Origin of the sequence: Bacteroides coprosuis (assembly GCF_020741705.1) — a bacterium.
In the GTDB taxonomy this organism is placed as follows: domain Bacteria; phylum Bacteroidota; class Bacteroidia; order Bacteroidales; family Bacteroidaceae; genus Bacteroides_E; species Bacteroides_E coprosuis.
On sequence record NZ_DYYK01000055.1, the window covers coordinates 12,715 to 38,370 of the forward strand.

The window sequence follows — 25,656 nt, forward strand, 5'->3', positions numbered from 1 at the left end:
TTCAACAAATATCGTTACTTTTGCCGAGTAAGTAAGTAAAATGATGAAAGAAAGTCCAAAACACATACAGATAAAAGATTTCAACTATCCTTTACCTGACGAAAGAATTGCTAAATATCCATTAGCACATAGAGATCAATCTAAACTACTTGTATACAACAAAGGGAAAATAGAAGAAAGTATATTCTCCAACCTCCCTTCTTTTTTAGATGAGCATGAACTCGTTATATTCAATAACACGAGAGTTATTCAAGCCCGTCTTTATTTTAAGAAAGAGACAGGTGCTACTATTGAAGTGTTTTGTTTGGAACCCCACCAACCACATGATTATAATCTGAACTTCCAACAAACCAAAGAATGTAGCTGGTTATGCATGATTGGTAATGCAAAAAAATGGAAAACTGGTATTTTAAAAAGAGATTTAGAGATTAAAGGACAAATTATAGAGCTTTGTGCGGAAAGAGGAGAAACCATGGGTACAAGCCATTGCATCCATTTCTCTTGGAACAATGATGCCATAACCTTTGCTGATATTTTAGACGTCTTTGGCGAACTACCTATTCCTCCCTACTTAAATAGAGATACAGAAGAAAACGACAAGAAAACATATCAAACTGTATATTCAAAAATAAAAGGCTCTGTGGCTGCTCCAACCGCAGGATTACACTTTACCCCTGAAGTACTAGAGCAACTTCACAAAAAAGGAGTAGATATGGATGAAGTAACCTTACACGTTGGTGCAGGGACCTTTAAGCCCGTCAAAAGTGATGAGATTGCAGATCATGATATGCACACAGAATATATTGCAGTTCGCAAATCAACAATTAAAGATATTATCAATCATGGAGGACAAGTTGTAGCTGTAGGTACTACATCGGTAAGAACATTAGAAAGTCTATACCATATAGGAGTGTCTATAAAAAACAATCCAGATATTTCTGAAGAGGAAATGCATGTCCAGCAATGGCAACCCTATGATGTGAAGTCAAACCTAACAGCGACAGAATCTTTACAAGAAATAGTGAACTACTTAGATAGACATCATTTAGATATATTGCATACAAGTACGCAAATCATGATTGCCCCAAGCTATGAGTATAAAATTGTAAAGAAAATGATAACTAATTTTCATCAACCTCAAAGTACTTTACTTTTACTTGTCTCGGCTTTTGTAAAAGGAGATTGGAAGTCTATTTATCACTTTGCACTAGATCATAACTTTAGGTTTTTGAGTTATGGAGACTCTTCTCTATTAATCCCCTAAGATAGATTTCTAGTTTAACAACAGATAATAAAAAAGGAGCTCAATTGAGCTCCTTTTTTATTATCATATATATATATCAGAAAATCATTTAGATAAGTCTTTTATAACTTTCATTATTTCATGTCCTATAGCATCTGCTGCTTCCATAGATTTAGCTTCACTATATACTCTGATAATAGGTTCAGTATTACTTTTGCGCAAATGTACCCACTTATCAGCAAAATCAATCTTCACACCATCAATGTCATTTATTTGCTCATCTTTATAAATCTCTTTCACTTTATTGAGAATAGCATCAACATCAATCTCGGGAGTTAAATCAACCTTGTTTTTAGCAATAAAATAAGAAGGATAAGATGCTCTAAGTTCACTTGCAGTTTTGCCTTCATGAGCCATATGACTTAAGAATAAAGCAATCCCTACTAGAGCATCACGACCATAGTGACTTTCTGGATAAATAACACCACCGTTACCCTCACCACCAATCACAGCATTCACTTCTTTCATTTTGCTTACTACATTTACTTCGCCAACTGCAGCTGCATAATGCTTCATGCCATGCTTTTGTGTTACATCACGAAGTGCGCGTGTAGAGCTCAAATTAGATACAGTATTACCAGGAGTGTGTTTCAACACATAATCAGCAATTGTAACAAGAGTATATTCTTCACCATACATAGAACCATCTTCACAAATCATAGCTAATCGGTCTACATCTGGGTCAACAACAAAAGCAACATCTGCCTCACCCTTTTTCATAAGAGACATAATATCCCCTAAGTTCTTTTCTAAAGGTTCTGGATTATGAGCAAATTCACCAGTAGGTTCACAATATAGTTTTTCTACATGTTGTACACCCAATTGTGCCAATAAGTCTGGAAGAATAATTCCACCTACAGAGTTTACACAATCAATAGCTACTTTAAAATTAGCTTTTCTGATAGCCTCAACGTCAACTAAGTCAAGACCTAGAACATTGAGTATGTGTTTTTGATTATAGGACGAATCTTTATGGTATTTACCTATTGCATCTACATCAACATATTCAAAGTCTTCAGCTTCAGCAATAGTTAAGATTTCATTACCTTCTTCTGCATTTAAAAATTCACCTCTCTCATTTAGTAATTTAAGAGCATTCCATTGCTTTGGATTATGAGAAGCAGTTAATATAATACCTCCATTTGCTTGTTCCATAGCAACAGCCAACTCTGTTGTAGGAGTGGTAGCCAATCCTAGATCTATTACATCCCAGCCCATACCCATAAGAGTACCTGCAACAATATCTCTTACCATATCGCCAGAAATACGTGCATCACGACCGACAACTATCTTATTACCCTTAACTTTAGTAGTTCTTCTTATAAATGTAGCGTAAGCTGAAGTAAACTTTACGATATCTAGAGGATTTAATCCATCACCTACTCTTCCGCCTATAGTTCCGCGGATACCTGAAATCGATTTTATTAGCGTCATAGTATCATTAATTAACGTTTAGATAAGCCCAAACGTCTAATTTCATATGCATAAGGATAAACTTGTTGTAAGGAGTTCATATGCCCTAGTTTTGAAGAAACAATAAGATTCACACGAGCATTATAACGAAGATATTTCAAAGGAATCAACCATCCTGAAGGAACGGTTTTAGTTCCATATATCTCAATCATATTTCCTCTATCAACAAATTCTCCTTTTATTGTATTATTATTACTTATCGTATAAATGAAAGCGTCAACAAAATCAGTCATATCCAAATTACCTACTGCAGTAAAGTAACCATCCATGATACTATATTCTGAAAAACGAATGGTTATTTCATCACGATTAGCAAATGTATCAACAGGGTTTTCAGATCCTCTTTCTACGATTTGCATATATAGACCTGTTTGTAATTCTACATATTCATTTTTGTCTATATGGGTTACTGAATCATTCTCTACGAATTGATTAAATGAAATAACCTTAATATTATTCTTTTTAATATATCTATCTATCGCTTTTTTCTCATCAGCCAACTTATCTGCATAAGTTACTGATTTACTACAAGATTGGAATACAAGTAATAAAGAAAAAAATGACAATATTGCTAGAACAGTTTTTTTCATAATTATTAATTTATGCAAGTAGCAGTGGTTTGTATTTTTTTACGGCTTCTTCAAATCTTTCTATTGCTTCTTCCATTGTACCATAGAATTCACCCCCAGATGCATTTAAATGGCCTCCACCATTAAAAAACTCAGCAGCTAATTCATTACAAGGGAAAGTACCTACCGAACGTAAAGATACTTTAATTAAATTAAGTTCTCCATCTTCTTTAAGAAGACATGAAAATATTACATTTTTTATAGATAATGGAATATTTACAAAGCCTTCGCTATCTCCTTTTACGAAATTAAATTTATCTTGTTCTTCATCTGTCAGAGTTAATAGAGCCGTATTCTCGGGGTACACCTTCATGGTTGTTAATACATGTCCCATTAAGCGCAATCTATCCTCTGAATAAGTATTATTAACTCTTCTATAAATTAAGTCTTTATCAATACCTTTTTCTAGGAGTAATCCTATAATTGTATATATTTCTATTTGATTAGAATTATAGGTGAATCCACCAGTATCCGTCATCATGCCTGTGTACAAACATTCAGCACCAGCTTTTGACAGCTTATCAAGAAGGTTCATTTGAACTATTAATCGAAACACCAACTCAGAAGTGGCAACAGCCTTGGAGTAAGACATCGTAATATCGCAATGATCACCAGGATGTAGGTGATGATCAATCATAACCTTCAATGCACTAGACTTCTCAACGAACGAACTCATATCACCTATTCTACTCAAAACATTAAAGTCTAACAAACAGATTATATCGGCTGCATCAATACATTTTTCTACTTCTTCAGGAGTTTCACTGTAAAACAAGATATGTTCACTTCCGGGCATCCAATTTAAAAAATCAGGAAAAGCATTTGGCATAATTACTTGAACCTTCTTTCCTAATGCCGTTAAGACATGCCATAATCCCAAAGAAGAACCCACAGCATCACCATCAGGTCCAATATGCCCAATAATTACAAATGATTCATACTTGTTCAACCATTCGTTAAACTGGTCAATCTTTACCTGTTCTATTATATTTCTTAGCATTATCTTTTACTATTTCTATGAGTTAGATGCAAATTTAAGAAATTCTTTATAGATTCTATAAGAACTTGAAGTAACCTTTTTCATCTAAAGAGATAAAATTCAAATTATTCGCATCACAATATTCTTTTATTCCTTTTTTATTCTTTTCAGACGCTCCACGCCCCATAATAACAGTATTAGCATGAAAAGTGTTGAAAACATTTTTGAATCTTTCTTTTCCTATTCTACGATCTATATAGATATAATCGAGCTCAAATTTAATTTTAGATAAAGTTTCTATTCTTTTTTGACTAGGATACATATACCAATAGATAGATTTCCCCTTATAATATAGAATGCTGTTATTCCAAAATAATGCATCATTTACACATGAATCTTTTACAAAAAGAGGATCTTGGTATTGCAATCTACTCCACCTACGCTGAGCCGTGAGAACTATATTACTGGATTTCAGAGTACTATCAGGCTGTACTACCCATAACAGTCCATCTTCTTCAACACATTCCACAAAGGGCTTATTGCCGTTGCAATACAATTGCATTGATACATGAGGTTTATTCAATTCATTTAAAACCAACCTACAACTAATAAATAAAAAAGAGAATGATAGAATACAATATAACCATTTAACCCTTGAACTGAAAATTAATTTGTATACGAAAAACAAAATCGCATAAAGCAAAGCTAGTTCAAAGGTATTGATATACAAACTCTTAATAGAAGACAATGGTAAAGTGCTGAACATCCTAACAACCCCATTAAGCCATTCAGTTAAGTGAATCGCTATAAGTAATAATACTGAGGACAAACTCGTGCAAGCATAAGTTAAAACTGAAACTACAAGGATGTATAATAATATCGTAATCAGAGGAATTACAATCAGATTTGCTAACAAAAAATAAGTAGGAAAACTACCAAAATAATAGATAATTAAGGGAGATGTCCCTAATTGTGCTACCAATGAGATGACTAAGGAACTCCACAAGTAAATTCCAATTTTAGATTTAGGATGATAAAGTTCTAATGTGGGTCGAGAAAATAAAAGAATAGATAAAACAGCACTGAATGAAAGTTGGAAGCCCACATCAAATAACCAGTTAGGGTTATATAATAGCATTATAATTGCCACAAAAGCCAATGAATTAATAGAGTTTCCCCTTCGTTGTGTTGATAAAGAAACACCCATTAAACTAAAGAGTAAAACAGAACGGACAACAGAAGGAGAAGCACCAACAAAGATCACAAATAACCATAGAAACACTAAGGTTAGGCAAAGAGCCAATAATTTACCATATCGATATTTCCCAAATAAAAAAAGAAAAAAACCATTTGTCAGGAAAAACAGCAAACCAATATGTAGTCCTGACAAAGCTAAAACATGGCTCACTCCCGCAATGGAAAATGCATCTTTCAACTCTACACTTAAATCATCTTTTATTCCAAGAGTCAATGCTGATAAAATGGCTAATACATCGGGGCCAACATCAAATGATTTATAATAATCTAACAACTTTGTTTTCTGACGAAACAAGAAGTTCTGAATACTGTTTTGAGAAGACTCTCCTAGATATTTTATCTCAGTAGAAGCAAGAGTTAGGGTACCTATGATACCCTTCCTTTTTAAATACAGTCCATAATCAAAGGCATCAGGATCAACAGATCTTTCTTGTTGATGTACTTTTCCATAAAAAGCCAAAACATCTCCATTATGATACACTCTGTTTAAAGAATCCTTCGCTACACGCAGTAGGACTTGTGAATGAGAGGGACTTTCTAGCTTTACTAAATACTCTACTGATTTTAGTTTCACCTTGGGATAAGAATCTACTACTCCTTTATAGAAATCAGGTTTATCATAAACTACCGAGCTTAAATCACTTTGAGTGAAGATTCTACAAACTCCAATAAAAAACACAAGAAAAAACAAGTTCAATCCAAAAATCCACCTCAACCTAAACTTATGAATAAAGCGATGGGCTGAGAGAAGAGATATAAAAAGAGCAAGACAAGCAATTATCCAAACTGTTTGATTATTCAATCTAGATTCAAGAAACTGGTCTGCAAACAGAATACCCCCTAGTAAGGGGATCAATATCCTTACTAGAGGGTATTTATGTAATGATTCAAAGCCCATAGGCTTTTATTTTTATAGGTTTTTCATCTTAAGAATCATCTCTTTGGGGTCTGTTGCTTTAAAGATAGCACTACCTGCTACTAAAACATCTGCACCAGCTTCAATCAAACGCTTTCCCGTTTCAAGATTTACTCCACCATCCACTTCAATCATGGCGTTAGAACCAGACTCTTTAATTAAAGCTTTCAACTCTTTCACTTTATTAATTGCATTTTCAATAAACTTTTGTCCCCCAAACCCTGGGTTAACACTCATTATTAACACCATATGCACATCTTTAATGATATCTTTCAATAAAGACACAGGAGTTGCAGGGTTTATGGTTACTGCAGGTTTCATCCCCGCTTCTTTAATTTGCTGAATAACACGATGGAGATGAGGGCAAGCTTCATAATGCACATTCATTATTTCTGCTCCTAGATCTTTCACCTCTTGAATAAACTTTTCAGGTTGTACAATCATTAAGTGTACATCTAAAGGCTTATCTGTTAGTTCTGCCACATACTTAAGGACAGGGAAACCAAAAGAGATATTAGGAACAAATACACCATCCATAATGTCAATGTGTACCCAATCTGCTTCTGATTCATTTATCATCTTCATATCAGCAGCTAAATTGGCAAAGTTTGCTGATAGTATAGATGGCGATATTAGTGGTTTCATATTTTGAGTTTTTAATAATTCTTATTCTACTAAGATACAAAATAGGGTTTGATTAGTTCATTTTAAAAGAGGAGTCTATATCAAATCCTCTTAACAAATCGGCTATTGGCATACGGCGCTTCCCTGGTAACTGCATTTCTAGAATGTCTAGATAGCCCCCCTGCACAGCTATTTTTAAATCTTCTCTTCCTTCTTGGAAAACAGATCCGATAGCAATGTTATGTTCTTTCTGTACTTTGCGAGTCTTAAAAATCTTCACCTTCCAAGATTCTCCTGATGTAGAAGTAAGAGTTGACCATGCTGCAGGATAAGGAGACAATCCACGTATAAAGTTATGAACAACTTCTAGGGGCTGATCCCAATTAATTTCACACGTTTCCTTGAAAATTTTAGGAGCTGGGCGCATTTCTATACACTCATTTTCTATGATTTGAGATTGACTTAGAGGATTTACTTGATTAGCAATTATTCGATCTACTGTTTCTGTCACTACTTTACCCCCTAGAATCATCAACTTATCATGTATTTCACCCACAGAGTCATTTTCTCCTATTGCAACTCTTTCTTGCATGATGATTTTTCCTGTATCTATTTCATGTTCTAAGAAAAAAGTAGTTACTCCAGTTTCTTTATCCCCATTAATGATAGCCCAGTTTATTGGAGCAGCACCACGGTATTGAGGAAGTAAAGACGCATGCAAATTAAACGTCCCCAATCGAGGCATATCCCAAACAACTTCGGGCAACATCCTAAATGCTACTACAATCTGTAAATCGGCCTTATAACTCTTCAATTCTTCAATAAAAGCTTCATCTTTTAAGTTGGAAGGCTGAAGAATAGGCAAATTTTGAGACAAAGCATATTTCTTTACATCTGAATATTGTATCTTATGACCTCTACCAGCCGGCTTATCAGGCATAGTAACAACAGCTACAACATTGTATTCATTTTCAACTAATTCTTTCAGAGACTCTACAGCAAACTCAGGAGTCCCCATATATATTATTCTTAGTGTTTTCTTATCCATAATCTTTTTTGTAATACCTCTATTAATCCTCCGAGAAATGAATTAATACTCTTCTATAAGAGTTGAAAATTTTTGATTTCGAAACAAAGCCCAAGTATTTACCTTGCTCGTCAATAACTGGTAAATTCCATGCATTGGTGTCATCAAAAGTCTTCATTACATTTTCCATACTATCTGTATTCAGTAGTTTTCCAGGAGGTGATGTCATCAATTTCTCTACTTTGAATCTATGATATAGTTCCTGACGGAACATTATATTTCGAATATCATCAAGTAATATAATGCCCAATAAAACCCCATCTTTATCAGTTACGGGGAATATATTTCTTTGTGATGAAGCTATAGCTTTTACTAGTTCTCCCAAGTCCATTTCTGGTTTAACTTCTACGAAATTGGTCTCAACAACGTTCTCCATCTTCATTAGAGTAAGAACAGCTTTATCTTTATGATGAGTTATAAGCTGACCTCTTTTAGCCAATCGCATAGAATATATACTATGAGGTTCAAAAGCTATTATTGTGAGATAGGCACTTACCGAAGCAATCATAAAAGGCAAAAACAAATCATATCCTCCTGTGAGTTCTGCTATCAAAAACACTCCCGTAAGTGGAGCATGCATAACAGCACTCATAACTGCTGCCATCCCCATTAATGCGAAGTTCTTTTCGGGTAACCAATGAATAATCTCCAACCCATTTACACTATGTGAAAAAACAAATCCTGCCACACAACCTAAGAAGAGTGAAGGAGCAAATAATCCTCCACAACCTCCCCCACCATTAGTAGCACTTGTTGCAAAAACCTTAAATAAGATAATAAGGACAAGATAGATTAATAGTATATTCTTATACCCATAAAATAAAGAGTTGTTCATAACTCTATCCCACTCTAAGTCGGAAGAGCCATTCAATAATAAATCTATGGTGTCATAACCTTCTCCATAAAGAGAAGGAAGTAAGAAAATAAGAGCACTCAACATTACACCACCCAATAGCAACTTTTGATAAGGCCCTTTGCACTTACCAAAAACTCCTTCAATCTTATTCATGGTTCTAGTGAAGTACAAAGAAATTAAACCACAAAATATACCTAATAAAATCACATAAGGAATACGTTCTAAAGCGAAAGGATTATCTAAGTGGAACTTAAACATGGCTTCTTGTCCGGTAACAATGTATGAAACAGTAGCCGCAGTGACCGAAGATATTAATAGAGGTAATAAAGAGCTCATCGTCAGATCTAGCATCAATACTTCTATTGTAAAAACCAATCCTGCTATCGGAGCTTTAAATATACCTGCAACAGCTCCAGCAGCACCACAGCCTACGAGTAACATCAATGTGCGATGCTCCATTTTAAACACATCACCCAGGTTAGACCCAATAGCAGATCCTGTAAGGACGATAGGAGATTCAGCTCCTACAGAACCACCGAAACCAATTGTAATAGAACTTGCAATGATAGAAGACCAAGTATTATGCCGTTTTATCCTACCTTTTCTACGAGAGATGGCGTATAAAATCCGAGTTACCCCATGACTTATATCATCTTTTACAATATATCTAACAAATAGACCTGTAAGAAAAACACCTATTACGGGATAAATCAAGTACAAGTAGTTGGCCCCAGTTGTACTGAAATTATCAGTCAAAAAATTCTGAATAAAATGAATCAAAAACTTTAAAAGTAAAGCTGCAAAAGCAGTTAAAATCCCTACAATAAAACTTAATATCAGGATAAACTGTTTTTCACTGATTTTGCTTTCTCGCCACAATAAAAATTTTTGTAATAAACTCTTGTCTTCCAATTTCATACTTTGTTTTTTCAAGCTACCAAGTTATGTAAAAATTAAATATTTATACAATTATTCAGACACAAAAAAGCCTCTATTGCTTTCCTACTCTTAGAAAGCAATAAGGCTAATATCTAATATGATAACTATTATATTGAATAGTTATTATTATTCTCTAATCACTTTTACTTCACCGCCTCTTCCAAGCTTTATAATACTTGATGGTTTTGGGTGTGACATATCATCTTGACGATACTCTACAATATAATCAACTAATGATTTCACCTCATCACTAATTTCACTGAAGTTTGAAGGAGTTGGTTGCCCACTTATATTAGCAGAAGTAGATACAATTGCTTTACGGAATCTTTGACACAACTGTTGTGAAAACTTTTCTCCGCTTACCCGAATACCTACACTACCATCATCGGCTAATAAATTAGGAGCTAAGTTTCGCGCTCCATCATAAATAATAGTCAGGGGTTTTTCTGTTAATTCGATCAAATCCCAGGCTACAGAAGGGATATCCTCGACATAAAAATCGACCTTTACAGGAGAATCGACCAACACAAGTAACGCTTTACTATCAGTACGCTGCTTTATTGCATATACACGCTTTACAGCTTCGGCATTTGTTGCATCACAACCTATACCCCAAACGGTATCAGTAGGATAGAGAATTACACCTCCATCACGTAAAACCTGACAAGCTTTCTTTATATCTTCTAACATAAATGGGATTTTAAACAATTGAGTTTGAAGCCACAAAAGTAGTGTTTTTCTATGAAGAATTGAAAAAATACAATCTAAATAGATTTCTTTTAAACCTGTTTAAACTTTGCATAAAAGATTTAAAATACATTACACTCCTTATCTATTCTTAAACAAAAGGATATTTTATCTGTTCATAACTCAAACGTAATTAACGTTTACTTCATTTTTCTGCATTATGTAAGGCACTACTTATTAGAATCTATTGTTTTTCAACAATCAAGATAAAGGATACTACTCCTTTCTGCCAACTATAATACACCTTTATAAAGTATTTTTACGCTTTTTCTAAGAATAGTAATTTTTAATCTTTATATCAATTTTTTTTATGAAAACAGTTTTAGTATTGGCACACCCTAATATGAAAGAGTCTATATATAACAAAACTCTAGTCGAAGCTTTAGAAAAACAAAATTATAAAAATGTAATCATACACGATTTATACAAACTATATCCCGATTTTAATATCGATATAAAAGCAGAACAAAATTTATTATTGAATGCGGATAAGATAATTTTTGAAACTCCTGTTTATTGGTATAATATGACTCCACTCCTTAAGAAATGGATGGATGATGTATTTGAACATGGATGGGCTTATGGACATAATGGAACCAAACTTCATGGAAAGAAATTTGGTTGGATTTTAACTGCTGGGGCCTCTGAACAAGATTATAAAGAGGCACAACCTCAATTACCTTCGCTTGAATCTTGTTTCAATTTTCTTATTCCTACGATAGATTTAATTGGAGGAAAATTACTTGATCCATACATCGTCTATGGCGCAGAATACAATAGAGAGGTTAAAGATGTCTTACCATCCATACCTGGTTACCTTGATTATATAACAAAATAAAACTATATTATTAGAATATAAAAGAGGTCTAAAGAGAATTCTTTTGGCCTCTTTTTTTACTTTAAACTGTATATTAGTACCTTTGTTCTACTTTATTTAGAAACCCATAAATGGAAAAAGTTATATTTAAACATATCCTACCCATACAACTAAGATTTAATGATATCGACCAATTTGGCCATGTAAACAATTCAGTCTATTTTTCATTCTACGACCTAGGTAAGACCAATTATTTTGCTTCTGTTTGTCCTAATGTAGATTGGAATAAGGATGCAATCATGGTTGTTCATTTAGAAATTGATTTTATAGAACAAATCTATTCTACTAATCAAATAGCAGTACAAACAGCTGTCACAGAAATTGGAAATAAAAGTTTTCACCTTTATCAAGAAGTGATTGACCAACGCACAAAAAAAATTAAATGCTCTTGTAAATCTGTTATGGTTACATACGATCTGACTAGCCATAATTCTAAAGAACTAACAGAAGAATGGAAAGATGCTATCTGTGCATTTGAAGGTAAAGATCTCCGGAGAAAAGTAAAACAGGTTAGATAAAATTATAACACGGACAAGAGAACAACATATCGGTGTCATGATCTCATCATATCGGTGTCAGAACATCATCATGTCGGTGTCATGATGAAATCATGACTAAGATAAAACACTGCAAATCAAGATAGAGAGTGTCTGACTATACATCAAGTAAACTAAGGCTGTATTTTTTCTTCAATCTACATAATATGTATTTAGAAAAAGAGCATATCAGAAGAATACACTTAGTGATTTTCGTTCTTTTCTTACTTTTACAGCAGATCTGTAAAACATCTTGCTTAAGCACTGATTGATTCCTAAATAATGACATTAAAACTCTCTCTATTATTATACAGTGAATAAAGCACCTCTTCAATACATCCTGTACTTTACAAAATAATCTCTTTTTCAACAAAGACAGATTTACGCTAGAGTAACGATAGGATAAGAACAAGCCTCAACAAAAAACTAATTATATAAAAAGCAAATAAACATTTCGCTATAGGCTATTTTAGCTTATCTAAAATATCTCTAAACAAGGGGTAATCTTATCCTTTTTTAGTACTTTTACAGAAGATAGAAGGTTAATAATTTGATTAACCTTCTATCTTCTAAAAAAGGAAATAAAAGAAAATAATATATAAATGAATTACCTATGGAATTATCAAAACTCTTCGACAAAACAATTAGAAGAAAGCCATAAGTTAGCAAAGGAGTTAGGTATAAATCCTATACTTGGTAAACTTCTAATACAGCGCGGAATACATACTCCCAATGATGCACGAACTTTTTTCCACCCTCAACTAAAAGATTTACACGATCCATTCCTTATGAAGGATATGGATATCGCAGTAGATAGATTGAATCAGGCAATAGGAAATAAGGAACGAATTCTCATCTACGGAGATTATGATGTTGATGGAACAACTTCTGTTTCTTTAGTATATCGTTTTTTACAAGAATACTATTCTAATATTGATTACTACATACCCAATAGGTATAATGAGGGGTATGGAGTTTCACAACAAGGAATTGACTTTGCAAAAGAAACAGGTGTCAGTCTTATTATTGTATTAGATTGTGGTATAAAAGCAGTGGAGGAAATCACCTATGCCAAAAATAAAGGTATAGATTTTATCATTTGCGATCACCACGTGCCCGATGATGTATTACCTCCAGCTATAGCTATTCTAAATGCGAAGAGATTAGACAACACGTATCCTTACACCGACTTGTCAGGTTGTGGTGTTGGGTTTAAATTTATGCAAGCTTTTGCCCAAAATAATGGTATAGAGTTTCATAACCTTGTCCCTTTACTAGATTTGGTGGCTGTCAGTATTGCTTCTGACATAGTACCCATCATGGGAGAAAACCGAATATTAGCCTATCATGGACTGAAGCAGTTAAATAACAATCCAAGTATTGGACTAAAATCGATCATTGATGTATGCTCTCTAGAGGATAGAGAAATAACAATAAGTGATATTGTATTTAAAATAGGTCCAAGAATAAATGCTTCTGGACGGATTGAAAACGGAAAAGAAGCGGTAGACTTACTCATTGAAAGAGATTATAAAAAAGCAATTAAAATAGCTAAACGAATTAACGAGTACAATGAAACTCGTAAGGATTTAGACAAAAACATGACTGAGGAAGCTAATCAAATCGTAGAAAACATAAGCGATTTGTCAGATTTGCGATCAGTTGTTCTCTATAATGAAAAGTGGCACCAAGGAGTTATTGGTATAGTGGCCTCTCGACTCACAGAAGTTTATTACAGACCAGCTGTAGTGCTTTGCAAGAGTGGTGAGTTTGCTACAGGATCTGCTCGTTCTGTTCCAGGATTTGATATCTATAAGGCTATTGAACACTGTAAAGATTTACTCGAAAGTTTCGGTGGACATACTTATGCAGCAGGATTATCTCTTAAAGAGGAAAATATAAAAGAATTTAATAGAAGATTTGAGGCCTATGTTACTGAGCATATTCTACCAGAACAAACGCATCCTAGCATTAACATTGACGCTGAACTAGATTTTCAGGAGATTACTCGTAAATTTTGTAAGGATCTCAAAAAATTCAATCCTTATGGTCCTTACAATCAAAAGCCTATTTTCTGCACACACCAAGTCTATGACTATGGTACAAGTAAGGTTGTGGGAAGAAATCAAGAGCATATCAAACTAGAGCTTATTGATAGTAAATCCAACAACATCTTAAATGGAATTGCTTTTGGTCAAAGTAATCATGTCAGATATATAAAAAGTAGACGATCTTTTGATATTTGTTATACCATAGAAGCAAACACCCATAGAAAAGGTGAAATTCAATTACACATTGAAGATATTAAGCCTATAGAATAAGTATATGCAAGCGTCATATCTGGAAATACTTAAGAAATACTGGGGATACGACTCCTTTCGGGGCATTCAAGCAGACATCATTGAAAGCATAGGAGAAGGTCATGACACCTTAGGATTAATGCCTACTGGGGGAGGAAAGTCGATAACCTTCCAAGTTCCCACATTAGCAAAAGAGGGTTTATGCATTGTCATAACCCCTCTTATCGCTTTGATGAAAGACCAAGTGGCTAACCTAAAAAGTAGAGATATCAAAGCAGCTGCCATCTATTCAGGGATGACTCAAACGGAGATTCTTGTGACCTTAGATAATTGTATTTTTGGAGGTTATAAATTTCTTTACATATCTCCAGAGCGCTTGGCTACAGATATTTTTAGAGATAAACTCAAGAAAATGAATCTCTGTCTGATAGCGGTAGACGAAAGTCACTGTATCTCTCAATGGGGATACGATTTTAGACCAGCCTATCTTAAAATAGCAGAGATTAGAGATTTACAACCCAACACTCCAATTTTAGCCCTTACAGCAACTGCGACCCCCGAGGTTGTAAATGATATTCAAGAGAAACTTCATTTTAAGGAAAAACGTGTCTTTAAAATGAGTTTTGAAAGAAAAAACTTAGCTTATATCGTACATGAAACAGACGATAAAGGGAGAGTAGTATTAGACCTTCTGAAAAAACTAACAGGAAGTACAATTATCTATGCTCGTAGCCGAAGGAGGACAAAGGACATGGCTGAATTCTTAGAAAAGAATGGAATTTCAGCCACATTCTATCATGCTGGATTAAAAAACGAGACTAAAGACTACCGACAAAAAGAATGGAAAGAGGGTAACTATCGAGTAATAATAGCGACTAATGCCTTTGGGATGGGTATTGACAAACCGGATGTCAGACTAGTTATTCATATCGATCTCCCCGATTCTTTAGAAGCTTATTTCCAGGAAGCTGGTAGAGCAGGACGTGATGGGAAAAATGCTAGAGCCATTCTTCTCTATTCTAATGCTGATAAAGCAAAACTTAAAAAAAGAATCCACGACAACTATCCTGAAAAAGAGTATATAACGAAAATCTATGAACACATACAATATTACTACCAAATGGCTATGGGTGATGGATTGGGTTGTGTGTACGATTTCAATTTAGAAGATTTTTGTGTTCGCTTTAAACATTTTCCTGTACAAGCTCATAATGCTTTAAATATACTTACTCAAGCAGGTTATATAGAATATACTGAAGAGCAGGATAATGCCTCACGCCTTATTTTTACAGTACAAAGAGACGAATTATATAAACTAAGAGAAATGAGTGCAGAAGCTGAAAAGCTACTGAATGCTCTCCTACGTTCATACACGGGACTGTTTACAGACTATGCCTACATAAACGAAGACTCATTAGCCTCAAAAACGAATCTCACAAGGCAGCAAATCTACGATTTACTACTTTTCTTTGCTCGTCGCCACCTAATAGATTATGTGCCAAGAAAAAAGACACCCTTTATTATTTATACCCGCGAGAGAGTAGAACTAAAACACCTATATATACCGAATGAGGTTTACGAAGAAAGAAAAGAAAATTACACCATACGTGTAAATTCAATGCTAACTTATGCTACAGATACAGAACACTGTAGAAACAAACAACTACTTCATTACTTTGGCGAAAAAATCGAAAAGGACTGTGGCCAATGTGATGTGTGTATTAATAAGAGAAAAGAAGATCAAGCTGAAAAAGAATATTCCACCTTGGAAAAAGGTATTTTACAGGAGCTAAAGCAATCCCCACTATCTCTGCAAGATTTAAGTCTAAAGCTGAGTAAGAGCTTAGATTCAATTACTAACATTGTTCGTTTTATGGTGGATGAAGAGGTAATTATGTGGAAAGGTAATTTATTGCATATAAAATAAGAAATGCTCAATTTAAGAAAGAGTGTTTTATTAAATTCTGTCCTATTCAGTTTATTTACTACATTTGTTCTTTCAAATAAATATAATACAAAATACGGTGAGCTTTTTAAAAAAGATTTTCGGAACAAAAAATCCTGAAGAACAGGAGAGCAAGAAAATTAAAAACACAATTCAGACTTTAAAATTTGATGGACTTAAAGCTTTAAAAATGGGCAAAATAGACCATGCAGAAGCTTTCTTCAATAAGGTATTAGAATACAATGAAGACGATATTGATGCCCTACTCCATCTTAGTCAAATATATATTCGTACTCACGAATTAGATGTCGCCAAACAACACATGACTAAAGTAGCAGAATTAGCTCCTCAGCTAATTGAAGCAAGATTGAATTTGGCACAAATTTGTCAATTCAAGAAAGATTACTTAGAAATGCTGGATGCAGCCAATGAAGCGATCACTATTGATAGTGAAAATGCTATTGCACACTACTTGCAAGGAGTAGCTTATTATGGTCAAAAAGATAAGTTTAATGCGATAGCCTCTCTCACTAGAGCCATTGCCATTAACAATTATTATACAGAAGCTTTGCTCCTAAGAGCAAAAATACTCATCTCTATGCAAGAGTATAATGAGGCTATAAAAGATTTAAATCAAATTATGGAAAGAGAAAAGGATCAAGAAGATGCTTTACTCTTACTTAGTGAGATATATGAATACCAAAAGGATTTTGAACAGGCTAGCCATATTTACTCCAAAATAACAGAACTGAACCCTTTTAATACTAAAGCTTATATTCAATTATCAGAACTGCTAATTAAAACGAATAAGATAGAAAAAGCGCTTATCGTATTAGACGAAGCTATTGAACTCAACCCTACAATAGCAGATCTCTATCAAAATAGAGGGAAAGCAAAACTAGTGCTTGGAGATAAAGAAGGGGCTCTTGAAGATACAAAAAAGGCGCTAGAACTAGATCCATCGAAGAAAGAGCAGTTTTCAGGAGAGTTTAAAAACTAACTAGTTAGAACTAAAAAGCCACTTAATAAATAAAAAAGTAAATAATACTTTCTTTTTATAAGAAAAGTGTTACATTTGTAAGCAGAAATACAACATACAAAGATTCGATGAATTTATTTACTTATACATATTTCTTCTTTTACTTTTACTTTAGCAATGAAGTAGAGCGGGAAGTCATATGCAATATTTAAAGATTCAACGAATCATTATTAAAAATACATGGAAGTCCCGCTCAATTGAGTGGGACTTTTTTATTGTCAAAAACTATGAAGAAAATAGCAATACAAGGAGTACATGGATCATATCATGATATAGCAGCTCATCAATATTTTAAAGGAGAAGAGTTAGAGTTAATATGCTGTTCCACTTTTGAAGAGATTTTTGAGTCCATTATCAATGACCAAGAAGTAATCGGTATGCTTGCTATTGAAAACACCATAGCTGGAAGCCTATTACACAACAATGAGCTCCTAAGATTGAGTAATACCAATATAGTTGGAGAACACAAACTAAGAATTTCACACTGCATAGCCTGCTTGCCGAATCAATCTTGGGACGATATAAAAGAAGTAAACTCACACCCCATTGCCTTAATGCAATGTCGGTCTTTTTTACAAGCTCATCCATCTATGCGAGTAGTAGAATCTGAGGATACTGCCCTAAGTGCGGAAGAAATAAACAAGAATCAAATAGAAGGACATGCTGCTATCTGTTCCAAATATGCAGCCCAAATAAATAAACTGAAAATTCTAGAAGAAGGAATTGAGACGAATAAGCACAACTTTACACGATTCTTAATTGCGCAGTCTAGGATTGCTGAAAATAAAATTATTCCACAAAATAGAAATAAAGCGAGTATGGTATTTACCCTACCACATAAACTTGGTAGCCTTGCTCCTGTATTATCTATTCTCTCTTTTTACACAATGAACCTGACTAAGATCCAATCTCTCCCAATAATAGGTAGAGAATGGGAATATCAGTTTTATATTGATATTACTTTTTCAGATTACGAACAATATAAACAGGCGCTAAATGCCATAGCACCACTTACTAATGATCTTAAAATTTTAGGTGAATATGAAGAAGGACAGTACAATGTTTAAAATCCAGCCCGCTAACAGATTACATGATGTAAGCGAATACTATTTCTCAAAGAAACTGAAAGAAATAGCAGAAATGAATGCAGAAGGGAAGAATGTTATAAGCTTGGGTATTGGTAGTCCAGATCTTCCTCCTACCAAACATGTGATAGATACTCTTTGCCATGAAGCTCAAAATACTCATAATCATGGATATCAACCCTATGTAGGGATTCCTGAATTACGTGAAGAGTTTTCTAAATGGTATAAGCATTGGTATGATGTTTCTCTTGATCCACAAAAAGAAATTCAACCACTTATCGGATCAAAAGAAGGAATATTGCACATTACTCTAGCTTTTGTAAACCCTGGAGAGCAAGTTCTTGTTCCTAATCCAGGATATCCTACTTATACTTCGTTGAGCAAGATTTTGGGTGCTGAGGTTATTCCCTATAACTTAGACGAAAACAATGGATGGATTCCTGATTTTGATGAACTTAGGAAAATGGACTTGAGTAAAGTAAAACTTATGTGGACTAATTATCCTAACATGCCTACAGGGGCAAATGCAACAAAAGAGCTATTTAGCAAACTAGTAGAATTTGCTCGAGAAAATGGAATTATTGTAGTAAATGACAATCCTTACAGTTTTATTTTGAATAAAGAACCTCTTAGTATATTAAGTATACCAGGAGCTAAAGACTGCTGTATTGAACTAAATTCTATGAGCAAAAGTCACAATATGTCGGGATGGCGAATCGGAATGGTAGCCTCCAATGAACAATTCATCTCGTGGATACTTAAAGTAAAAAGTAATGTAGATAGTGGAATGTTCCGACCGATGCAATTAGCTGCTGCTGAAGCACTAAAAGTAGATATGGACTGGTATGCATATAATAATAAAAACTATAGTCGTAGAAGAGCTTTAGCTTCTAAAATTTTGGATGAGCTAGATTGCTCATACGACAGAAATCAAGTAGGATTATTCCTTTGGGGTAAAATCCCCAACTACTATGAGACTGTAGAGAGCCTGACGGAGTATTTATTACAAAAGGCTCATGTGTTTATTACACCTGGCTTTATATTTGGAAGCAATGGCAGTAGATATGTAAGATTATCTTTATGTTGTAATGAAGAACATCTCGAAGAGGCTCTTTTGAGAATCAGACATTTAAGAAGTAAGAAAAATTAATTTGACAATATAATAAAATGGAACTTGAATCAATTTTACTACCGGGAATTCCTGCAAAAAGACCAATGGTAATTGCAGGACCATGTAGTGCAGAAACAGAAGAACAGGTGTTATCAACAGCTCATAGTATTGCAGCTAAAGGTATTAAAATCTTTAGAGCTGGAATATGGAAACCGCGTACTAAACCAGGAGGATTCGAAGGTGTAGGTGTAGTGGGGCTACCTTGGTTGAAGAGGGTAAAAGAAGAAACTGGTATGTACATCTCCACAGAAGTGGCGACTGCTAAACATGCTTATGAAGCACTTAAGGCAGGAGTAGATATTCTTTGGATTGGAGCAAGAACTACAGCCAACCCTTTTGCTGTTCAAGAAATTGCAGATGCGCTAAAAGGGGTAGATATCCCTGTACTTGTGAAAAATCCTGTAAATCCTGACCTAGAGCTTTGGATAGGTGCTTTAGAAAGAATTCACAATGCTGGTATTAAAAAACTAGGTGCTATACACCGTGGATTTAGTAGTTATGAGAAAAAGATTTACCGTAACATACCTCAATGGCACATTCCTATTGAATTAAGAAGAAGAATTCCCGAACTGCCTATTCTCTGTGATCCTAGCCATATAGGTGGTAAACGTGAACTTATTGCTCCCATCAGCCAACAAGCAATGGATTTGAATTTTAATGGTTTAGTAATTGAAAGCCACTGCAATCCTGAATGTGCATGGAGTGATGCTGCTCAACAAGTTACTCCTGATGTTTTGGACTATATCTTAAATTTATTGGTCATTAGAGAAGGAGTACAACAAACCACCGAAAATTTAAATATGCTCAGAAAGCAAATTGATGAGTGCGACAATGACCTTTTGGAAGTATTATCAAAGCGCATGAGAATTGCCAGAGAAATAGGAACTTATAAAAAAGAACATAATATGACAGTACTTCAAGCGAGCCGCTACAACGAAATCCTTAATAAAAGAGGAGAACAAGGTGAAACTTGTGCTATGTCGGCAAGCTTTATAAAAGATGTGTTCGAATCTATTCACGAAGAATCTGTTCGCCAACAAATGGAAATACTTAATAAACATAACTAATGAAAATACTTATTCTGGGAGCTGGTAAGATGGGCTCGTTTTTTAATGATGCATTAAGCTTTAAGCATGAAACAGCTGTTTACGAAACTAATCCTCAAAAACTAAGATTCGTATATAATACTTATCGCTTCACTACACTTAAGGAGATTGAAGAATTCAAACCAGAATTGGTAATAAATGCCGCAACTGTAAAGTATACAATTGATGCTTTCAACCAAGTAATTCCAGTGTTACCTAAAGATTGTATTCTTAGTGATATTGCATCTATAAAGAATGGGTTAAAAGATTTTTATAAAGAGTGTGGATTTCCTTTTGTTTCTACTCACCCCATGTTTGGTCCAACCTTTGCTACATTGTCAAATTTAAATAATGAAAGCGCCATTATTATAAGCGAAAGTGACCATCTAGGAAAAGTTTTTTTCAAAGATCTCTATAACACACTCGGTTTAAACATCTTCGAGTATTCTTTTGAAGAGCATGACGAAACAGCTGCTTATTCTCTATCCATACCTTTTGTTTCTTCTTTTGTTTTCTCTGCTGTTATGAGACATCAGGAGGCTCCGGGAACAACATTTAAGAAGCATATGGCGATAGCCAAAGGCGTATTAAGTGAAGATGATTTTCTCTTACAAGAAATCCTTTTCAACTCAAGAACTCCTAAGCAGATTGAAAAGATAATTGGGGAACTTGAAAGATTACATCAAATTATAGATAAAAAAGACTCAGAGAGTATGGCTCGATACCTCGGTGAAATTAGAGAGAAAATCAAATAATGGTTTTCTCTCTTTTATTTACCAATGATTAATATTCCGAATGGGAGAAATAGGAATAAAACAGCTATTTTTGTCTTTGAAGGAGATTCTTATAAAATGATTGATCAAGCTACTATAGATCGCATAATGAATGCAGCACAAATTGTTGATGTTGTATCAGAATTTGTTACACTTCGTAAAAGAGGTGTCAACTATATCGGTTTATGCCCTTTTCACGACGAGAAGACGCCCTCATTCAGTGTCTCACCATCAAAGCAGATTTGCAAATGCTTTAGTTGTGGAAAAGGAGGAAATGTCGTTCATTTCATTATGGAGCATGAGCAACTCAATTACTATGAAGCTCTAAAATTCCTAGCTAAGAAATACAATATCGAAATTCAGGAAAAGGAGCTGACTGCTGAACAAATTCAGGCTCGAAGTACCAGAGAAAGTATGTTTGTTGTCAATAACTTTGCTAGAGATTACTTCGCAGATATTTTAAAGAATCATCCCAATGGGAAAAGTATTGGGCTAGCTTATTTTAGACAAAGAGGGTTTAGAGATGACACTATTGCCAAGTTTCAACTTGGATACTCCATTGATGCCAGAAGTGGTTTAGCTAATGAAGCCCTAAAAAAAGGATTCAAAAAAGAATTTCTCGTAAAAACGGGGCTATGCTATGAAGCTGATAATGGAGATATCCGCGACCGGTTTTGGAGTAGAGTGATCTTCCCCGTGCATACTCTTTCAGGAAAGGTTGTTGCATTTGGAGGAAGAACCTTAAATACAGAAAATAAGCGCATAGCTAAATACGTAAACTCTCCTGAGTCAGAAATATATACCAAGAGTAATGAGCTTTATGGAATATTCTTCGCTAAACAAGCTATTGTAAAAGCAGATAACTGCTTCTTAGTTGAAGGATATACAGATGTTATTTCTATGCATCAAGCAGGTGTAGAAAATGTCGTTTCATCTTCAGGAACAGCTTTAACCACAGGACAAATCAGATTAATTCACCGTTTCACTGATAATATCACAGTGCTTTATGATGGTGATATGGCAGGCATTAGGGCTTCTTTAAGAGGGATTGATATGCTTCTAGAAGAGGGAATGAATGTAAAAGTAGTTCTTTTACCAGACGGGGAAGATCCCGATTCATTCGCTCGGAAACAAAATGCAACCAGTTTTCAAGAATACATCCAGCAAAACGAAAAAGATTTTATTCGTTTCAAAACAAGTTTACTCATAGATGAAGCTGGAGAAGACCCAATTAAAAAAGCAGAACTAATAGCAGATATCGTTAAAAGTATATCGGTTATACCCGAAGCTATTATACGTTCCGTCTACATTAAAGAAACTAGTCAATTACTCCACATTAGTGAAAATATTCTTGTTGCTGAAGTCACAAAACTTAAAAGAGAAGAGCTTAGCAAGAATAGACGAATCCTTAAAAGAGAAGAGGCTAAAGAAAAAGAGCAGCAAGAAGAAAAGAGTTCGTCACCTCGCACATCTTATATACCAACAGAAGGACAAGAGGGGCAAGAATTTTATAAGTTTGAGCGATTAATTATTCAAACAATAGTAAGGTATGGAAATCATGCCATCTGCAATATTGTCAATTCAGAAGGGGAAGAAGAAAGTATTAGTGTCATCGAATACATTATAAACGATTTACGACAAGATGAATTAGAATTTTATAATCCTCTTCATCGTACTTTATTAGAGGAAAGTAAACGTTTTATTATTGAAGGACATCAAGGTGAAATTTCTAGATTCTTTTTAACTCATCCCAATCCAGAAATAAGCAGATTAGCTGCTGATTTAGTAAGTGATAAGTATCAGTTGAGTAAATATCATACAAAGAGCCAAACAATTACTACGGATGAAGAAAGGTTGGATGAATTAGTACCTACACTACTAATTAATTTCAAGAATGCCCTTGTTCTAACAGAAATCAAACACTCTTTACAAGCACTACAAAAACCAGAAATTATTCGTGATCCCGAAAAATGCAACTCTTTAATGGAACATTATTTAGAGTTGAAACAGATACAAAGTGTTATGGCAAAAAAACTAGGTGATAGAGTTATCATACCACCTAGCATCTAAATATATTATAATCTTATTTTTGTCGAATTAAATTCATGAATTCTTCGCGAGTCTTTGCCTGATTAAAGGCCCCAGTAAAATCGGAAGTTGTAGTGATTGAATTTTGTTTTTCAACTCCTCTCATTTGCATACACATATGCTTAGCCTCGATGACAACCATTACCCCCAACGGATTTAAGGCCTCTTGAATACACTCTTTTATCTGAAGAGTCATACGTTCCTGAACCTGCAAGCGGTGTGAAAAGACATCTACTACACGTGCTATTTTACTTAGTCCTGTAATATATCCACTCGGAATATAAGCTACATATGCTTTACCATAAAAGGGTAACATATGATGCTCACACAAAGAAAAGAAATCAATGTCTTTTACAATTACCATCTGCTTATAATCTTCTTTAAATCGAGCACTCATTAGGACTTCATGGGGATCCATTCGGTATCCTCGAGTTAATGTTAGCATGGCTTTTGCTACTCGCTCAGGAGTTTTTATTAATCCTTCACGTTCTGGATCTTCTCCTAATAAGCTTAATACTTCAGTATAGTGTTCTTTTAAACTCTTTATCTCTGATTGTAGTGCATCAAAGTTATCTTTATTCTGCATTATAGTTATAGGTTTATATTTAATCTAGAGGAATAACAATCTGTTCCCGCACAATTGATACCTCTTTAAATTTATTTGTCGCTCGAAGCTTACGCAACATAGCATCTGCTTCTTCAATACTTCTAAAGTCTCCTACTCTACATATCCATCTTGGGGATACAAATGGCGTATAAACAGCTAGTTCAGGAAAAAGCTTGGCAACTTGTTCGCCTATGGAAATAGCTCTATTTCTTGCTTCTCGTGTATTATTACCAGCAAAAACTTGAATTCTATAGCCTGTAGCTTTAATAATATTTTTATCACCTGTAGAAACAACTTCTGCAGTTACACTTTTCAATAAAGCTTCAATTTTAGGATCTTGAAATATACGCACTTTCCCTTGACCAGGTTTATCTACTTTAAGAGAGGTTATAATATCTTTTTTTTCTTGTGCATAGAGACAACTACAACACAGACTAAGTCCTAATATAAATGCTTTTCTAACCATAGGGACAAATTTAACAAACTTGTTTATATAAAAAAAAGAAACTCAATTGGGTGTTAATTCCCAATTGAGTTTGCAATATAGCTATAATTATGCTTTAAAGCCGTCAATAACGCCTTTGAAGTCTTCAGCTTTTAGTGAAGCACCACCAATAAGACCACCATCAACGTCTGGATTAGCAAATAATTCTTTTGCATTTGAAGCTTTACAGCTACCACCATAAAGGATAGAAGTATTGTTTGCTACATCTTTACCGTATTTGTCAGCTATTACCGAACGAATGAATGCATGCATTTCTTGAGCTTGAGCACTTGAAGCTGTTTTACCTGTACCAATAGCCCAAACTGGTTCATAAGCAATAACAAGTTTGCCAAATTCTTCAGCTGAAAGTTCAAAAAGAGCTTCTGCCAATTGAGATTTAACAATTTCGTTTTGCTTGTTTGATTCACGTTCTTCTAAAACTTCACCTACACAGAAGATAGGAGTTAAACCATTAGCCAAAGCTAAGTTTACTTTATCTTTAAGAGTAGCAGATGTTTCATGATAGTATGCACGACGTTCTGAGTGACCTAAGATAACGTATTTAGCACCAGTTGAAGCAACCATAGATGCTGAAACTTCACCTGTGTATGCTCCTGATTCTTTGTCTGCACAATCTTCAGCACCTACACCTATTTTAGAAGCATCTACTAAAGGAGTAACAGAAGCTAAATGAATAAATGGAGTACAGATGATTACATCACAATTTGGAGTTTCGTTTGCTAAGATAGCATTTACGTCTTTCGCTAACTGAATACCTTCTTGAAGGTTTTTGTTCATTTTCCAGTTTCCTGCAACAATGTTTTTTCTCATTTTTGTTTTATTATAAAGTTTAATT

The 25,656-nt window shown here is 34.4% G+C and carries 22 protein-coding genes; 11 read left to right on the top strand and 11 right to left on the bottom strand.

All coding sequences use genetic code 11. The features are described 5' to 3' along the window. Nucleotides 1–43 precede the first annotated feature (43 nt). Nucleotides 44–1,264, top strand: coding sequence for an S-adenosylmethionine:tRNA ribosyltransferase-isomerase (locus K8V80_RS03310; protein WP_276775463.1), 1,221 nt, complete (start codon nt 44–46; stop codon nt 1,262–1,264). An 84-nt stretch (nt 1,265–1,348) separates the two neighbouring features. On the opposite strand, the gene glmM is transcribed toward K8V80_RS03310, so the two are convergent. From glmM to K8V80_RS03350, 8 genes are all read right to left on the bottom strand, one after another. Beyond that, nucleotides 1,349–2,737: a phosphoglucosamine mutase gene (gene glmM / locus K8V80_RS03315; protein ID WP_276775439.1), complete on the bottom strand. Its 1,389-nt coding sequence runs from the start codon at nt 2,735–2,737 to the stop codon at nt 1,349–1,351. A gap of 11 nt (nt 2,738–2,748) precedes the next feature. Further along, complete coding sequence (locus tag K8V80_RS03320) at nt 2,749–3,366, bottom strand: DUF4827 domain-containing protein (protein WP_006743495.1); 618 nt, start codon at nt 3,364–3,366, stop codon at nt 2,749–2,751. Between the two features lie 10 nt (nt 3,367–3,376). Beyond that, nucleotides 3,377–4,405, bottom strand: a complete 1,029-nt coding sequence (locus K8V80_RS03325) for a DHH family phosphoesterase (protein ID WP_276775441.1) — start codon at nt 4,403–4,405, stop codon at nt 3,377–3,379. Nucleotides 4,406–4,460: 55 nt separating this feature from the next. Further along, nucleotides 4,461–6,539, bottom strand: coding sequence for a ComEC/Rec2 family competence protein (locus K8V80_RS03330; RefSeq protein WP_276775442.1), 2,079 nt, complete (start codon nt 6,537–6,539; stop codon nt 4,461–4,463). 12 nt (nt 6,540–6,551) lie between these two features. Next, nucleotides 6,552–7,202 (bottom strand): ribulose-phosphate 3-epimerase, encoded by a 651-nt coding sequence (gene rpe, locus K8V80_RS03335; protein ID WP_006743498.1) that lies wholly within the window; start codon nt 7,200–7,202, stop codon nt 6,552–6,554. A gap of 52 nt (nt 7,203–7,254) precedes the next feature. After that, complete coding sequence (gene fmt, locus K8V80_RS03340; RefSeq protein WP_276775443.1) at nt 7,255–8,229, bottom strand: methionyl-tRNA formyltransferase; 975 nt, start codon at nt 8,227–8,229, stop codon at nt 7,255–7,257. Nucleotides 8,230–8,251: 22 nt separating this feature from the next. Next, complete coding sequence (locus tag K8V80_RS03345; RefSeq protein WP_006743500.1) at nt 8,252–10,042, bottom strand: chloride channel protein; 1,791 nt, start codon at nt 10,040–10,042, stop codon at nt 8,252–8,254. A 147-nt stretch (nt 10,043–10,189) separates the two neighbouring features. Then, entirely contained in the window at nt 10,190–10,753 is a 564-nt protein-coding gene (locus tag K8V80_RS03350; RefSeq protein ID WP_040310080.1) for an L-threonylcarbamoyladenylate synthase, read from the bottom strand. A gap of 367 nt (nt 10,754–11,120) precedes the next feature. On the opposite strand from K8V80_RS03350, the gene K8V80_RS03355 reads away from it, so the two are divergent. The 10 genes from K8V80_RS03355 (at nt 11,121) to dnaG (ending at nt 23,691) form a co-directional block, all read left to right on the top strand. After that, a complete protein-coding gene (locus tag K8V80_RS03355; RefSeq protein WP_006743502.1) occupies nt 11,121–11,648 on the top strand; it encodes an NAD(P)H-dependent oxidoreductase in 528 nt (175 codons plus the stop codon). Nucleotides 11,649–11,758: 110 nt separating this feature from the next. Next, nucleotides 11,759–12,205, top strand: a complete 447-nt coding sequence (locus tag K8V80_RS03360; protein WP_006743503.1) for an acyl-CoA thioesterase — start codon at nt 11,759–11,761, stop codon at nt 12,203–12,205. A 620-nt stretch (nt 12,206–12,825) separates the two neighbouring features. After that, complete coding sequence (recJ, locus tag K8V80_RS03365; protein ID WP_276775444.1) at nt 12,826–14,544, top strand: single-stranded-DNA-specific exonuclease RecJ; 1,719 nt, start codon at nt 12,826–12,828, stop codon at nt 14,542–14,544. A gap of 4 nt (nt 14,545–14,548) precedes the next feature. Then, nucleotides 14,549–16,450, top strand: a complete 1,902-nt coding sequence (locus tag K8V80_RS03370; RefSeq protein ID WP_276775446.1) for a RecQ family ATP-dependent DNA helicase — start codon at nt 14,549–14,551, stop codon at nt 16,448–16,450. A 97-nt stretch (nt 16,451–16,547) separates the two neighbouring features. After that, complete coding sequence (locus K8V80_RS03375) at nt 16,548–17,468, top strand: tetratricopeptide repeat protein (protein WP_006743506.1); 921 nt, start codon at nt 16,548–16,550, stop codon at nt 17,466–17,468. Between the two features lie 266 nt (nt 17,469–17,734). Beyond that, nucleotides 17,735–18,574, top strand: coding sequence for a prephenate dehydratase (locus K8V80_RS03380; protein ID WP_006743507.1), 840 nt, complete (start codon nt 17,735–17,737; stop codon nt 18,572–18,574). After that, the gene (locus tag K8V80_RS03385; RefSeq protein WP_006743508.1) at nt 18,549–19,742 is read left to right on the top strand and encodes a pyridoxal phosphate-dependent aminotransferase; all 1,194 of its coding nucleotides are present in this window, start codon (nt 18,549–18,551) and stop codon (nt 19,740–19,742) included. Before K8V80_RS03380 ends, K8V80_RS03385 begins: the two co-directional genes overlap by 26 nt. A gap of 17 nt (nt 19,743–19,759) precedes the next feature. Continuing rightward, the gene (locus K8V80_RS03390) at nt 19,760–20,830 is read left to right on the top strand and encodes a bifunctional 3-deoxy-7-phosphoheptulonate synthase/chorismate mutase type II (RefSeq protein WP_276775450.1); all 1,071 of its coding nucleotides are present in this window, start codon (nt 19,760–19,762) and stop codon (nt 20,828–20,830) included. Continuing rightward, nucleotides 20,830–21,603 (top strand): prephenate dehydrogenase/arogenate dehydrogenase family protein, encoded by a 774-nt coding sequence (locus tag K8V80_RS03395; protein ID WP_276775453.1) that lies wholly within the window; start codon nt 20,830–20,832, stop codon nt 21,601–21,603. The genes K8V80_RS03390 and K8V80_RS03395 overlap by 1 nt, the downstream gene beginning before the upstream one ends. 96 nt (nt 21,604–21,699) lie before the next feature. Beyond that, nucleotides 21,700–23,691 (top strand): DNA primase, encoded by a 1,992-nt coding sequence (gene dnaG, locus K8V80_RS03400; RefSeq protein WP_276775464.1) that lies wholly within the window; start codon nt 21,700–21,702, stop codon nt 23,689–23,691. Nucleotides 23,692–23,704: 13 nt separating this feature from the next. Here the strand turns inward: dnaG and folE are convergent, their stop codons facing one another. From folE to tpiA, 3 genes are all read right to left on the bottom strand, one after another. Continuing rightward, nucleotides 23,705–24,295 carry a GTP cyclohydrolase I FolE gene (gene folE / locus K8V80_RS03405; protein ID WP_276775455.1) on the bottom strand — a complete coding sequence of 197 codons (591 nt, stop codon included), beginning with the start codon at nt 24,293–24,295 and terminating at the stop codon, nt 23,705–23,707. Nucleotides 24,296–24,314: 19 nt separating this feature from the next. Next, complete coding sequence (locus tag K8V80_RS03410; protein ID WP_276775457.1) at nt 24,315–24,782, bottom strand: SPOR domain-containing protein; 468 nt, start codon at nt 24,780–24,782, stop codon at nt 24,315–24,317. A gap of 87 nt (nt 24,783–24,869) precedes the next feature. Next, a complete protein-coding gene (tpiA, locus tag K8V80_RS03415; RefSeq protein ID WP_006743514.1) occupies nt 24,870–25,631 on the bottom strand; it encodes a triose-phosphate isomerase in 762 nt (253 codons plus the stop codon). Nucleotides 25,632–25,656: the final 25 nt, after the last annotated feature.

Excerpts from the sequence above, each read along its gene's own strand:
- K8V80_RS03310 (WP_276775463.1), top strand. The coding sequence starts at position 44 with ATGAAAGAAAGTCCAAAACACATACAGATAAAAGATTTCAACTATCCT.
- glmM (WP_276775439.1), bottom strand. The coding sequence starts at position 2,737 with ATGACGCTAATAAAATCGATTTCAGGTATCCGCGGAACTATAGGCGGA.
- K8V80_RS03320 (WP_006743495.1), bottom strand. The coding sequence starts at position 3,366 with ATGAAAAAAACTGTTCTAGCAATATTGTCATTTTTTTCTTTATTACTT.
- K8V80_RS03325 (WP_276775441.1), bottom strand. The coding sequence starts at position 4,405 with ATGCTAAGAAATATAATAGAACAGGTAAAGATTGACCAGTTTAACGAA.
- K8V80_RS03330 (WP_276775442.1), bottom strand. The coding sequence starts at position 6,539 with ATGGGCTTTGAATCATTACATAAATACCCTCTAGTAAGGATATTGATC.
- rpe (WP_006743498.1), bottom strand. The coding sequence starts at position 7,202 with ATGAAACCACTAATATCGCCATCTATACTATCAGCAAACTTTGCCAAT.
- fmt (WP_276775443.1), bottom strand. The coding sequence starts at position 8,229 with ATGGATAAGAAAACACTAAGAATAATATATATGGGGACTCCTGAGTTT.
- K8V80_RS03345 (WP_006743500.1), bottom strand. The coding sequence starts at position 10,042 with ATGAAATTGGAAGACAAGAGTTTATTACAAAAATTTTTATTGTGGCGA.
- K8V80_RS03350 (WP_040310080.1), bottom strand. The coding sequence starts at position 10,753 with ATGTTAGAAGATATAAAGAAAGCTTGTCAGGTTTTACGTGATGGAGGT.
- K8V80_RS03355 (WP_006743502.1), top strand. The coding sequence starts at position 11,121 with ATGAAAACAGTTTTAGTATTGGCACACCCTAATATGAAAGAGTCTATA.
- K8V80_RS03360 (WP_006743503.1), top strand. The coding sequence starts at position 11,759 with ATGGAAAAAGTTATATTTAAACATATCCTACCCATACAACTAAGATTT.
- recJ (WP_276775444.1), top strand. The coding sequence starts at position 12,826 with ATGAATTACCTATGGAATTATCAAAACTCTTCGACAAAACAATTAGAA.
- K8V80_RS03370 (WP_276775446.1), top strand. The coding sequence starts at position 14,549 with ATGCAAGCGTCATATCTGGAAATACTTAAGAAATACTGGGGATACGAC.
- K8V80_RS03380 (WP_006743507.1), top strand. The coding sequence starts at position 17,735 with ATGAAGAAAATAGCAATACAAGGAGTACATGGATCATATCATGATATA.
- K8V80_RS03385 (WP_006743508.1), top strand. The coding sequence starts at position 18,549 with ATGAAGAAGGACAGTACAATGTTTAAAATCCAGCCCGCTAACAGATTA.
- K8V80_RS03390 (WP_276775450.1), top strand. The coding sequence starts at position 19,760 with ATGGAACTTGAATCAATTTTACTACCGGGAATTCCTGCAAAAAGACCA.
- K8V80_RS03395 (WP_276775453.1), top strand. The coding sequence starts at position 20,830 with ATGAAAATACTTATTCTGGGAGCTGGTAAGATGGGCTCGTTTTTTAAT.
- dnaG (WP_276775464.1), top strand. The coding sequence starts at position 21,700 with ATGATTGATCAAGCTACTATAGATCGCATAATGAATGCAGCACAAATT.
- folE (WP_276775455.1), bottom strand. The coding sequence starts at position 24,295 with ATGCAGAATAAAGATAACTTTGATGCACTACAATCAGAGATAAAGAGT.
- K8V80_RS03410 (WP_276775457.1), bottom strand. The coding sequence starts at position 24,782 with ATGGTTAGAAAAGCATTTATATTAGGACTTAGTCTGTGTTGTAGTTGT.
- tpiA (WP_006743514.1), bottom strand. The coding sequence starts at position 25,631 with ATGAGAAAAAACATTGTTGCAGGAAACTGGAAAATGAACAAAAACCTT.